At 62.9% G+C, this 12889-nt stretch carries 10 protein-coding genes; 6 read left to right on the top strand and 4 right to left on the bottom strand.

What is annotated here, in order from left to right:
* Positions 1-218: 218 nt before the first annotated feature.
* Positions 219-1568 (bottom strand): lipopolysaccharide biosynthesis protein, encoded by a 1350-nt coding sequence (locus P7228_RS14470; protein ID WP_278015936.1) that lies wholly within the window; start codon positions 1566-1568, stop codon positions 219-221.
* A 110-nt stretch (positions 1569-1678) separates the two neighbouring features.
* Between P7228_RS14470 and P7228_RS14465 the strand changes: the two genes are divergently transcribed.
* Complete coding sequence (locus P7228_RS14465; RefSeq protein WP_278015935.1) at positions 1679-2425, top strand: phosphocholine cytidylyltransferase family protein; 747 nt, start codon at positions 1679-1681, stop codon at positions 2423-2425.
* On the opposite strand, the gene P7228_RS14460 is transcribed toward P7228_RS14465, so the two are convergent.
* Complete coding sequence (locus P7228_RS14460; RefSeq protein ID WP_278015934.1) at positions 2426-2854, bottom strand: HIT family protein; 429 nt, start codon at positions 2852-2854, stop codon at positions 2426-2428. It abuts the gene before it with no gap.
* Positions 2851-3987, bottom strand: a complete 1137-nt coding sequence (locus tag P7228_RS14455) for a CDP-alcohol phosphatidyltransferase family protein (protein WP_278015933.1) — start codon at positions 3985-3987, stop codon at positions 2851-2853. Before P7228_RS14455 ends, P7228_RS14460 begins: the two co-directional genes overlap by 4 nt.
* A 112-nt stretch (positions 3988-4099) precedes the next feature.
* On the opposite strand from P7228_RS14455, the gene P7228_RS14450 reads away from it, so the two are divergent.
* A complete protein-coding gene (locus tag P7228_RS14450) occupies positions 4100-4867 on the top strand; it encodes an NTP transferase domain-containing protein (RefSeq protein WP_278015932.1) in 768 nt (255 codons plus the stop codon).
* A gap of 74 nt (positions 4868-4941) precedes the next feature.
* Positions 4942-5577 carry a class I SAM-dependent methyltransferase gene (locus P7228_RS14445; protein ID WP_278015931.1) on the top strand — a complete coding sequence of 212 codons (636 nt, stop codon included), beginning with the start codon at positions 4942-4944 and terminating at the stop codon, positions 5575-5577.
* 62 nt (positions 5578-5639) lie between these two features.
* Here P7228_RS14445 and P7228_RS14440 read toward each other — a convergent pair whose 3' ends face one another.
* Positions 5640-8378: an Rne/Rng family ribonuclease gene (locus P7228_RS14440; protein ID WP_278015930.1), complete on the bottom strand. Its 2739-nt coding sequence runs from the start codon at positions 8376-8378 to the stop codon at positions 5640-5642.
* 432 nt (positions 8379-8810) lie between these two features.
* Here P7228_RS14440 and P7228_RS14435 point away from each other — a divergent pair, with 432 nt between their 5' ends.
* The 3 genes from P7228_RS14435 (at position 8811) to P7228_RS14425 (ending at position 12874) form a co-directional block, all read left to right on the top strand.
* Positions 8811-9692, top strand: a complete 882-nt coding sequence (locus P7228_RS14435) for an N-acetylmuramoyl-L-alanine amidase family protein (protein WP_278015929.1) — start codon at positions 8811-8813, stop codon at positions 9690-9692.
* Between the two features lie 80 nt (positions 9693-9772).
* Positions 9773-12286 (top strand): penicillin-binding protein 1A, encoded by a 2514-nt coding sequence (locus tag P7228_RS14430; RefSeq protein ID WP_278015928.1) that lies wholly within the window; start codon positions 9773-9775, stop codon positions 12284-12286.
* Between the two features lie 33 nt (positions 12287-12319).
* The gene (locus P7228_RS14425) at positions 12320-12874 is read left to right on the top strand and encodes a peroxiredoxin (RefSeq protein ID WP_278015927.1); all 555 of its coding nucleotides are present in this window, start codon (positions 12320-12322) and stop codon (positions 12872-12874) included.
* The last annotated feature ends 15 nt before the right edge of the window (positions 12875-12889 follow it).

The raw sequence follows: 12889 nt of genomic DNA, 5'->3' as shown, positions 1-12889 counted from the left end.
GACCTATCTAGCGGCTTCGCCCGCGAGAGCAAGCTGCGGGTGTTGAGAGATTCGCGCCGCGTGTTGCTTATGATCGAACGCGCCTCTGCCCTCGGTCATTCCTACTCGATGGAACACATGGAACACGGTTCCAAGGCTGGAAATCCCCGCTGCCCGTGATCCGAAACGAGGCGGATTTATCGTGGAATGCAGCCCAGTAGGAAAGCTGACGATGCGATCTAGGTCGAAGGGTCTGCCGTGGTCGCATCGGCGTCGATCTTGCGCAGCGTAATATACGCCATCAACCCCATGACGACATAGCCAACCGCAGCGCCGATCACGAGGCCCCAGGCAACGCCCTGTTCCTCGTAGTTCTGCACCAGCAGGACAAGCGCGATGCCCGCGGTCAGCACCGTGACAAAGCGCGCGAACAGCGACAGCCGCGCGCGTCCAGTCGAATGCAGGACCGGTTCGAAGGCCACGCTGGCGAGTTCAAGGCTGGTCACGATCGTCAGCGGAATGAGAATAGTGTAGCCCATTCGGAATTCCTCGCCTCCCAACAGTGCGAGGATGTGACCGCCGACGGCAGAAACGAAGATCACCACTATTGCGCCGCCCACACCTGCGAGCCGCGTGGTTTGCCATGCGAGCTGCCGGAATTCCTGCGTTGCAGAAGCGACGCTGGCACGCGCAATCTCGGCATAGGCCGCGCGGCTGAGCAAGGTCGAAAGCTTGGCCAGACCCTGCGCCAGCTGGTGCGCAAGGCGGTAGATGCCGGCAGCGCTGGTCCCGACGAAATAGCCGACCGCGAGCAGCGGGCCATGGCGGAACACCGCTTCCAGCGTCGCGCTGACATAGGTGATGCCGAAGAACCGGACGAGCCCGGGGTTCTCCTTGCGCGCGTCGAAGGCGGTCCCGAGATATCTGAGCCGGATCGCGCGCGGGCTGAGCTTGCGGGCGACAATCCAGTATACCGCCGCTTCGATCAGATCGATCACCGCCCAGGCGATGAGGAAGCGGATCAGGCTGGGGCCTGTAGCGGCGATGATCCCTGCGGCGAGCAGCCGTCCGGCAGGCACGATGGCTTCGACATATACTGCAATATCAAAGCGATCGAGCGCGCGGACTATGCCCGTTGGTGCCGAAACCAGCGCCCATAGCGCCGCAACGTTGAACCAGAATGCCGTGTCGACGAGCCGAGGGTTGAGATCGAGCTCCGCGGCGAACTGGTAGAAAACGACATAGGCGATCGCGCAGCCGATGATTGCGCCCACCACGTCGAGGATGAAGGCCATCATGCTGAGGCGGCCGAAGCCGGCCCAATCGTGGTCGTGGATATGCTGGACGCCGAATCTCACCACCGTTCGCCAGGTCTGGAACCCGGCAATCGCGATGAGCGCCTGTGCGGTACCGAAAATCAGCGCAAAGTGCCCGAAATCCTTGAGGCCGAGCGAACGGGTAAGAATCGCGAGATAGATCAGCGAACAGACCGCGCCAAAGCCCTTGCCGCCGATAAGCCAGGCGACATTCTTGAGCATCCGCGATAGCAGCGAGCGTGGCTCGTCCGGGGTCTGGGCGTTAGCTTCCATAAAAATTGCGCTTTGGACGAGGCTTAGGTCGCGCGCAAGCACCGCGCGACAGCTAGCCACAGTGCGCCGATCATTGCGACATTGGCTCGCTGGTTATAAAGGGCGGCGCCATGATTGAACATGCTATCCTTCTAAGCGCAGGACAAGGCTCCCGTCTGTTGCCGCTGACCGCAGAACGCCCCAAGTGCTTGATCGACTTCTCGGGCAAGACCCTGATCGAATGGCAGATCGAGATGCTGGCGCGCGGCGGCGTGAAGCGCATTGACATCGTGACCGGCTTCATGACCGACATGGTCGAGGAAATGGTAACACGGATCGACGATCCGCGCGTGGAGGTGACTTGCCACTTCAATCCGTTCTTCAAGGTAGCCGACAACCTCGGCTCGTGCTGGATCGTCCGCGAGGAAATGAAGGGCGATTTCCTGATCCTCAATGGCGATACGCTCGTGTCCGAAGATATCGTGCGCAAGGTGCAGGAAGGTTCTGATTGGCCGATTGCGGTCACGGTCGACGTCAAGCACGCTTATGACAGCGACGACATGAAGGTCAGCCGGGGTGAGAACGGCGGCCTCGCGCGGATCGGCAAGACACTGACCGCCGAGGAAAGCAATGCGGAATCGATCGGCTTCCTGGCCTTTCGCGGCGAAGGGGCCGAACTGTTCCGCGAGACAGTCCGCGAGACCATGCGCACGCCCGACGGCGTCAATCACTGGTATCTCAAGGTGATCGACATGATCGCATCGAGCGGCAAGGTTGGCACCAAGTCGATCGAGGGGATGGATTGGGCCGAGGTCGATTTTCTCAACGATATCGAGATTGCCAGCGCGTTGACCGATCGCTGGGTCGCGCAGGGCTGATCACGCCAGGAGCGGGTTCAGCGCGGCCTTCAGCTGGGCGATCTGCATATCGGTGAGCGCAACCGCGCTGCCGAGATCGGGCAGTTTCGGCCAGCCCGCGTCGAAAAATGCGACGCCGCCGAAATCGCGCGATCCCTCGTAGCGCGGGATCACGTGGAAGTGCACATTGGGGTCGACCATCATCAACATCAGGTAGTTGATCTTGGAGTAGTCGACGAAACGCTTGAGTGCGTCCTCGATCGCCTTGGTTGCCTCGGCCAGTTCGGCATGCGCAGCGGGCGGCAAGGCGGAGAAATCGGTGGCATCCGACTTGGCCGCCAGCACCAGGCTGCCCAAGGTGGGCTGGGCGGGACGCAGCAAGACGACCCAATGCTCGAATTCGCGCAGCAGCGTGCTTGGAAAACCGAATTTCTCGATGGTCTCGTTCATGCGTCATCTCCCGCCAGCCAACTCGTCAGCTGAGAGCCCTTCCGGGCACGCGCGATCTCGGCCTGGATCAATTGTATCACATGGACGACGAGCGATGCGACGCTCCACCAGGCGACCGCGATGATGCCGAGATCGGGCCGACCAAACAGCATCGAGACGAACAGGATCACCATGTTGGGATTGCGCCGCGCGGTAATCAGCCGGAACTGGCTGTCGAAACGGCGCCAGACATGGATATGCATCATGCCGTTGCGACGCATGAACACGCCCTCGATCAGCCGCTGGACGAGATAGCCTCCCTGGATCGCGCCCTGCGCAAGCCAGAAGGTCGTCGTGTCGAGGGCAAGCCCCCAATAGACTAGGCCCGTCGCCCAGAACCACCACCAGAAGGGCGGATGCACGAGGTCGATCCCATGGTCGAATATATTGCCCCACCAGCTTGAGGTGATGGTGCAGCGGGCGAGCTTGCCGTCGACCGTGTCGAGTACCATGAACACCAGCCCCATCGCCATTCCGGCCCAGTAATGACCATAGGCAAAGGCGACGGTGGCTGCGACGCACAGGATGGCTCCGATCGCGGTCACCATGTTCGGCGTCATGCCGATCCTGGCGGCGATGCGGGTCAGGACCAGCGCCCATTCGGGCCACAAATACTTGGTGAGGATGTCGGTCACGCCCTTGTAGGCGCCGAAATAGCTGGCGCGCTCGATCGCGCGTACTGTGCCGGGTTCGAGCGGCATCAGGAACGGCGTTTCGCGCTTCCTCAGCTGCTTGTTCTCGATCGTCGGGCCGTCTTCAAAACGCAGGACTTCAAGCTGCGAGATGTCGGACATGGCCTGCGAACCCAGCATTGCCTCGCGCAAACGATCCGCTTCGGCACCGTCACGGGCATGGGCGAGGGCGGGTACGCCGCCAAGTGTCAGCACCATCCCGGGGTGCGCGGCGATATGCCTCACCCACGCCGGATCTGCGACATCCTGCGCGTTGACGAGCACCACCGCATCAGGGGCCGTGCCGTCATAACCGTTCGCATTGCCGATGCGCCGGTGCCGTTCCTGATTGGTCAGGCCCCATAGCCCGGTGGGATTGGTGCCCACGGTTTCGATTGCGGGATTGCCTTGTTCGCTAGCCATGCTGCGCGATTAAGCGGCGCGGCGGCGCGGGGCAATGCCCGGATTGCGATCTCGCGGAAAGATTGCGTTCCGGGCTGTCAGTTGGTCGCGGTCGCGGCTAATGCGGGCACCGATGGAGGAGAATACAGCCCCCTTTGCGGCCCTCGTGCTCGCAGGCACGCGCCCCGGCGGCGATCCCCTGGCGCACGAACTGGGCGTTCCGCACAAGGGGTTGATAGAATTCGGCGGTGAGGCATCGCTCGCACGGGTTGTCGCGGCGCTGCGGCAAGCGGGCGCAGCGAGAATCGCGGTCTCGTGCGATGAGGCCGGACCCATCGCGCGGCTCGCGCTTGATCTTGGCGCGGAAACTCTGCCGGCTGCACGTGGACCAAGCGGCTCGGCGCTGGCGGCACTTGCGGCAATGGGCGCACCCATGCTCGTTACCACCAGCGACCACGCGCTGCTGCGCCCCGAATGGGTGCGGCAATGCCTGCGCGACACGCCGGGCGACGCCGATCTTGGTGTGATGCTGGCCGAACGCGCGGTAATCGAACGCGCCGTGCCGGGCAGCCAGCGCACCTTTCTGAAGTTTGCCGACGGTCAGTGGTCGGGCTGCAACCTGTTCTTCCTGCGCACGGACCGCGCGAAGGAGGCAATGCTGCTGTGGAATCGCCTGGAACAGGATCGCAAGCAGCCTTGGCGCATGGCGTTCCGCATCGGCATCGGGATGTTGCTGCGCTATCTCACCGGAGGCCTGAGCATGGCGAACGCGATCGAACGAGTCGGCAAACGCATCGGGATCGAGGCGCGCCTCGTCAGCGCGGAAGACGGGCTGGCGGCGGTGGATGTCGACAAGATGCGCGATGTCGAACTGGTCCGCTCGCTCGTCGAATCTGCCTAGAGGTCGATTTTCGTTTGCGAATCGCGTCAATCGGCTAGTCTCTCCTGGGGCATCGGCCGGTGGGAGAGTGGGCGATGGGTTTGCAGGGCTGGTACGATCGGCATGTCATGCCGCGATTGGTCACGTTTGCCTGCTCGCAGGGCCAGATCATGAAGCGCCGTTCTCAAGTCGTCCCGCTGGCAACGGGCGACGTGTTCGAGCTTGGCTGCGGTGGCGGCCTCAATCAGGAATTCTACGACACCGAAGCGATCTCGAGTTTTTCGGGGATCGATCCGCACGGCGGTTTGCTCGAGGGCGCGCGCGAGCGCGCTCGGGCCAAGGGCTGGGAAGTCGATATTCGCGAGGGGAAGGGCGAAGCGATACCCTTTTCCGACAGCAGCTTCGACACCGTCGTCTGCACCTTCACTCTGTGTTCGGTGGATGAGCCGGCGCAGGTGCTGGGCGAGATGCGACGAATCCTCAAGCCAGGAGGGCGGTTGCTGTTCCTCGAGCATGGCCGCGCCCCGGATCCCGACGTTCTCAAATGGCAGGAACGGATCGAGCCCGTGTGGAAGCGGATCGGCGGCGGGTGCCACCTGACCCGCCCGATCGGTTCGGCAATGCGCGGGGCCGGGTTCGAAGTTGAGCCTCTGGGCCAGGGCTACCTGCCGAAAAGCCCAAAGTTTGCGGCGTGGAACGAGTGGGGAATCGCCCGAAAAGCGGGCGTCTGACGCCATAGAAAAAGGGCGCGAAACCGAAGTGCCGCGCCCTTAATCAATATCAGTTCAAGAACTTATTCGCCGAAGGTGCGTTGCCACCAACCGCGGCGCGATTTTCCTTCATCGTCGTTCTCGGCAGTGCCGTTGTTCTCGTTCGAGGCTTCGGCCTGGGTTTCGGACGGCGCCTCTTCCGCCTTCTTCGCCTTGGGCGCCGCGCGCTTGCGCGCCGGCTTCTTCGGCTTGTCTTCTGCCGGGGCCTTGTCGGTCTTTTCCGCGCCGACGACCGCGATGTCCTCGGTCAGCTGTTCCTTGACCTCTTCGACGGCTTCTTCGACCTTCTTCTTCCGTGGGGCCCGCTTGCGCTTGGGCTTCTCGGCCTTCGCTTCATCGGCGGTGTCTTCAACCGGTTCGCTCGGCGCTTCCTCGGCAGGCTTTTCAGCCTTCTTGCGACGAGTACGCTTCGCCTTCGGTTTGGGCTCTTCCTGTTCGTCCGAACTGTCGGCCTCGGTTGCCTCTTCCGGGCTGCCGACGACTGCCATGTCCTCCGTTACCTGCTCGGCTACTTCGTCGAGCTGTTCGGCATCCTCGGCAGTCACTTCCTCGCCATCGCCCCGGTTCTTGCGCCGCCTGCGACCGCCACGGCTGCGGCGACGCTTCTTGCGCGGCGCTTCGTCGCCGTCATCGGAGGGACTGTCACGACGTTCCTGTTTTTCGGAATCGTCATCCTCATCCTGGTCCTCGGCGTCATCGCCTTCGTCCTGACGATTCTTGTTGCGACCACGCCCGCCGCGGCGGCGACGGCGACGCTTCTTGCGTCCGGCATCGTCATCGTCGCGATCATCGTCATCCTCGTCCTCGTCGATGATCTCGTCTTCGTCGTCATCGTCGTCGACGATCGGGTCGAAACGCGGAGCGGCTGAAGGACGTGGCCCCCCGCTCGAAACCGACATCTTGGCCCCTTCGTCCTCGCCCTCAGGGACGACTTCGACGCTGACGCCGTAGCGTTCCTCGATCTCGGCAAGGTCCGAGCGCTTGGCGTTGAGGAGGTAGATCGCCGCCTCGGTGCTGGCACCAAGCCGGATGATCGTGCCTTTACCCTTGGCGGCTTCATCCTCGATCAAGCGCAGGGCCGAAAGGCCGGCCGAAGAGGCCGTGCGCACGAGGCCGGTGCCGTCGCAATGCGGGCAATCGCGCGTGGTCGCTTCGAGCACACCGGTGCGCAGTCGCTGGCGGCTCATCTCCATCAGGCCAAAGCCCGAGATGCGACCGACCTGGATGCGCGCGCGATCGTGCTTGAGCGCTTCCTTCATCGCCTTTTCGACTTTGCGGATGTTGGAGTTGTACTCCATGTCGATGAAGTCGATCACGACGAGGCCGGCCATGTCGCGCAACCTCAACTGGCGGGCGATTTCACGCGCGGCTTCGAGGTTGGTGGACAGCGCCGTTTGCTCGATCCCGTGTTCCTTGGTCGAGCGGCCCGAGTTGATATCGATCGAGACCAGGGCCTCGGTCGGGTTGATCACGAGGTAACCACCCGATTTGAGCTGCACGACCGGATCGTACATCGCCCGTAACTGGTCTTCCGCACCGTAGCGCTGGAACAGCGGAACCGGATCGGAATAGGCTTTCACCCGGCGGGCGTGGCTCGGCATAAGCAGCTTCATGAACTGCTTGGCCGATTTGTAGCCTTCCTCGCCCTCGACGACGACCTCTTCGATTTCCTTGTTGTAGATGTCGCGGATCGCCCGCTTGATGAGGTCGCTGTCAGAATGGATCAGCGTAGGCGCGGTCGAGGCGAGTGTTTTCTCGCGGATTTCGTCCCACAGGCGCGCGAGGTAATCGAAGTCGCGCTTGATCTCGGGCTTCGTGCGGCTGAGGCCCGCGGTGCGAACGATCAGGCCCATGGTCTTGGGCAGTTTAAGGTCGCCGACGATCGACTTGAGCCGCTTGCGGTCGCTGGCCGAACTGATCTTGCGGCTGATCCCGCCGCCATGCGACGAATTCGGCATGAGCACGGTGTAGCGGCCCGCGAGGCTGAGGTAGGTCGTCAGTGCTGCGCCCTTGTTGCCGCGCTCTTCCTTGACGACCTGGACCAGCAGCACCTGGCGGCGCTGGATGACGTCCTGGATCTTGTAGCGCCGGCGCAGCGCCTGGCGCCGGGCACGCACTTCGTCGACTTCCTTGGCGCGGCTTTTGCCACCGCCCTGGCGCCGACCGCGACCGCGGCGACCGCGGCCCCGGCGATCGTTCTTGCCGTTCGATTCCCCGGAGTCCTCTTCGTCGGCTTCGGACGACTCATCCTCGTCGGAATCGTCATCCTCGTCCTCGTCGTCGCCATTGCCATCAACATGGCCGTCTTCGATCGTCGAGACGCGGTCCTTTTCGGAAGTGTCGATTTCCTCGAGCCCGTCTTCGGCAAGGTCCTCGACCAGGGCCTCGGAGCTTTCGTCCTCGGCATCGTATTCCTCGCCCGGCATTTCGCCGCGCTCTTCCTCTTCGGCGCGCAGGCGAGCTTCTTCTTCGGCCGCCTCTGCCTCTTCGGCGAGCAGGCGTTCACGATCGGCCTGGGGTATCTGGTAATAGTCGGGGTGGATTTCGCTGAAAGCGAGGAAGCCGTGGCGGTTGCCGCCAAAATCGACGAAGGCCGCCTGCAGCGATGGTTCTACTCGGGTTACCTTGGCGAGGTAGATGTTACCCTTGATCTGCTTGTGTTCGGCAGATTCAAAATCAAATTCTTCGATCCGGTTGTTTTTGACTACTGCCACCCGTGTTTCTTCCGGGTGGCGCGCGTCGATTAGCATGCGCGTTGCCATTATGAATTCTCCGGGCGCATCCGGGCGGTGACGAAGCCGTTACCCGAGTGCGCGCATATGTGTGGGAACCGGCGACGATCAGCGTCTGCCCGGTCTTGTTTATTCGGCCCCGGGCCTGTGGCCAGCGGGGCGAAAGCTGCGTGTCTGCAGGGAAGCGATCGCAAATTGTGTGTGCGGCCCGGCCCGAAAAGACAGGGACATGCGCCTGGCACATCGTCTGAATTTGCGGGGAGGGAATTCGATTCACTGCATCAACCTGTCTTGATTTCCTTGCAAAAATGTTCCGCAAGGATGCCGGCGAAGCTGTCGGGCGCTGCTCAAACGGGAGCGGCCTGGTTCGACCTTTTCTCGGCTACAGCCTGCTAGCACCGTGCATTACACCTCGCAACTATATTGCGCTTGAGCTTGCCATAGCCCTAACGATGATCTGCGATGTCCCTGCGATTGCACCTCGGTCTGATGTTCCTCGCGCCAATCCTCGTGCTGATGGGGCTTTCGGCGAGTGGATTGAGATTGCCCGTGCCCGAGTTCGGGCGCGAGTATGTGCTGAGGTTCCTGTTGCCCGGCGACGGCGAACTGGCACTTCCGTCCATCCTCGGCTCGCGCGACGACAGCCGACCGCTCGTCGTGATCGATGCCGGGCATGGCGGGAGAGATCCGGGCGCCACTGGTTCGGGCGTCCGCGAGAAGGATATCGTCCTCGGTCTCGCGCTGGCCCTACGTGACGAGTTGGTTGCCAGCGGCGGCATTCGGGTCGCACTGACGCGCGACGATGATCGCCTGCTGGCGCTCGACGAGCGGCCCGAGATTGCGCGCCGACTTGGCGCAGACCTGTTCATCTCGATCCACGCCGATTCAGCGGGCGAGCAGGAGGCGGTAACCGGTGCCAGCGTCTACACGCTATCGAGCAAGGCTTCGTCGCAGGCGGCGGCACGTTTTGCGGCACGCGAGAACGATGCGGACCGGGTCAACGGCCTGTCGATCGAAGGTCAGAGCGAAGAAGTGAGCGCGATCCTGGTCGAGCTTTCACAGCGGCGCACGCAGGAGGTGTCCGATGAGTTCGCGCGCCTCGTTATTCGCGAAGGTGAGGGGAAGATCCAGTTTCACCCCCAGGCGAAGCGTTCGGCCACGCTCGCGGTGCTACGCGCCCCCGATGTTCCCTCGGTCCTGTACGAGGCCGGTTTCGTGACCAATCCGTCCGATGCCGAGCGCCTGACTTCGCCCGCGGGGCGCGAGCGATTTGCCGATGTCATGGGCCGCGCCATACGGGTCTATTTCGCGCGGCGCAGCGCGACCGCGACGACATCCTCCTGACCCGCTCGAATTTTGCATTCATCGCACGGCAAATCCTGTGGCCTATGGCGATTTTTGCGTGCTAAGAGGCTGGCCAAATCATGGAAGAACAATCGACAGTCGAATACGCCCGCTATCGCCTGAGGCGTGACAGCAACGCCGCGTTGGAGTGGTTTCGAAGCAATTGGCGCGAACATCGCCTGTTCCGCTGGGGTGCCCGGGCGCTCGCCGCGGCGGTCGTGCTGGCGATTGTCATCTGGGCATTGCTGGCGCGCGATCTTCCCGATGCCGAATCGCTGGTGGATTACGAGACTCCGCTGCCGACCGTCGTGCGCGGGATCGATGGTGAAATCGTCCATTCCTATGCCCGCGAACGACGCGTGCAGCTGCAGTATATTGATTTCCCGCAACAGATGATCGAGGCGTTCCTGTCGGCGGAGGACAAGACCTTCTTCAGCCATGGCGGTGTCGACCTTACCGGGACCGCCAACGCCGTGTTCGACTATGCGGTCAAGTTCGGTTCGGGCGAGCGCGCGGTGGGCGGCTCGACCATTACCCAGCAGGTCGCCAAGAACCTGCTGCTGGGCGATGAGTATTCGGTGACGCGCAAGCTTAAGGAGATGATCCTTGCCCGGCGCATCGAAGGGGTTCTCACCAAACAGGAAATCCTCGAACTCTATCTCAACGAAATCCCGCTCGGTCGGCGCAGCTTCGGCGTGCAAGCCGCCGCTCGCGCCTATTTCGACAAGGACGTGGGCCAGCTCGAACTGCACGAGATGGCTTTCTTGTCGATCCTTCCAAAGGCGCCGGAGCGCTATGGCCGCAAGGCAAACGAGCAACTCGCCATCACGCGGCGGAATTTCGTGCTCGGCCAGATGGAAGACAACGGTTTCATCAATGCCGAACAAATGCGCGAGGCGCAGGCAAAGCCGCTGGGCCTGGTCACACAGCGACGCGAGCGCTCGGTCGATGCAGGCTACTTCCTCGAGGAGGTGCGGCGCCAATTGATCGAGCAATTTGGAGAGACCGCGGAAACCGGTCCGAACAGCGTTTATGCGGGCGGCCTGTGGGTGCGCACCTCGCTCGATCCCGAATTGCAGGAAGCGGCGCGCGACGCCCTGCGGGCTGGATTGCTGCGCTATCATGGCAACCGCGGGTGGACCGGCCCGATCGCGACGATTGACGTGAGCGAAGGCAATTGGGCCGGCCAGCTTGCCAGCTCCTATCTCGGGATCGGCTACAAGGATTGGCGCGTCGGCGTGGTTACCCGGCGTAGCGGGTCCTCGGCCAGCATCGGGTTTTCCGACGGTTCGGAAGCCCCGCTTTCAGGTCTGCCCGACAAACTCAAGGCGGGCGATATCATCGCGGCCGCACCGCAAGGCAGCGGCTATGTCGTGCGCACAATCCCCGAGGTATCGGGCGGCTTCCTGGCCGAGGCCGTGCAAACCGGCCGGGTGCTGGCCATGCAGGGTGGCTTCGACAATCGCCTCTCCGACTTCAACCGCGCGACCCAGGCGCAGCGCCAGCCCGGCTCGACCATCAAGCCCTTCGTCTATGCGACCGGTCTCGAGACCGGGATGACGCCGGCGAGCGAAGTGCCCGACCAGACGTTCTGCTTCTACCAGGGGGCGAACCTCGGCGAGAAGTGCTTCCGCAACTTCGGCGGTGGGGGTGGCGGCGTCCACACCATGCGCTGGGGCCTGGAGCAGTCACGCAACCTGATGACCGTCCATATCGCGATGGAAGCGGGCATGCCCGAGGTGATCAAGACGTTCGAAAGCGTCGGGATCGGCTCCTATGAGCCCTATCCTGCTTTTGCACTGGGTGCCGGTGACACCACCGTGGGCAAGATGGTCAACGCCTATGCCGCCCTCGCCAATCATGGACGTCTGCACGAGCAGACGGTCATCGACTACGTGCAGGATCGCCGCGGCAACGTGATCTGGCGCGCCGACAAGCGGAAGTGCGAAAGCTGCAACATGCCGCAGTGGGATGGCAAGGCGATGCCCCGCTTCGGCCCGCAGGGCAGGCCGACGATGGATCCACGCACCGCCTACCAGGTCATCCACATGCTCGAAGGCGTCGTCACGCGCGGTACTGCCGTTCGCTTGCGCGACCTCGACCTGCCGTTGTTCGGCAAAACGGGGACGACTTCCGGCCCTACCAACGCATGGTTCGTCGGTGGCTCGCCCGAAATCGTCGCCGGCATGTACGTCGGCTTCGACCAGCCGAGAAACCTCGGCGGTTGGGTACAGGGCGGCAACACGGCGGCGCCGATCTTCAAGGACTTTGTGCAAGCGACCAGGAAGCGCTGGAAGGACGAACCGGCAGTTGCCCCCACCGGCATTCGCATGGTCCGGATCGATCGCCGTTCGGGCAAGCGCGTGTTCGACGCCTGGCCGACCGACGATCCGCTCGCCTCGGTAATCTGGGAGGCATTCAAGCCGGACACCGAACCGCCACGGGCCACCCGCCAAGACGAGATTGCCGCGAGGCGCAACGAGATCCTCGAGCTGATCCGCCGCGGAAGAGGTGGCGGAGAGCAGCAGGTCGTGGCGACAGACGGCGATGGCCAACCGCGAGATTTCGTCGAGGACCAGGGCGGTATATACTGACGCGCACCAGTTCGCGGGAAGGATGATAAAGCGATGACCAGGATCTTGAAGACAATCGCCATGGGCGCAGCATTGGCGCTGGGACTTTCGGCCCCCGCGTCGGCAGAACTGAGCAAGGGCGCTTTCGCCCCGGGCTTCAGCACCCAGGTTGCGCTGGCCGGCAAGCAGTCCGGTTTTTCGCTTCGCGCCGCGCTGGCGAAGGGGCCGGTGGTTCTCTATTTCTATCCCAAGGCGTTCACGAAGGGCTGCACCCTCGAGGCCAATGCATTCGCCGAAGCGATGGACGAATTCAAAGCTGCCGGGGCAACCGTTGTCGGCATGTCCAACGACGATATCGCGACGCTCAAGCGGTTCAGCACGGAAGAATGCCGTGACGCCTTCGCCGTCGGTGTGGCCAGTCCTCAACTGATAAAAGCCTATGATGTGGCGCTGATCAGGGATGGCAAGGACTCGGGTGTGGCAAATCGCACAAGCTACGTCATTGCCCAGAACGGCAAGATCGTTCTGGTGCATTCGGACCTGGACTATCGCGACCATGTCCGGCTGACACTCGATGCGGTTCGCCAACTGAACAAAGGACGCAGGTAGCGGCCCCAACGATCC

Origin of the sequence: Altererythrobacter sp. CAU 1644, from assembly GCF_029623755.1 — a bacterium.
Taxonomy (GTDB): domain Bacteria; phylum Pseudomonadota; class Alphaproteobacteria; order Sphingomonadales; family Sphingomonadaceae; genus Erythrobacter; species Erythrobacter arenosus.
The sequence above is the reverse complement of the archived record's forward strand: the minus strand, read 5'-3'. Positions and strand labels throughout refer to the sequence as shown.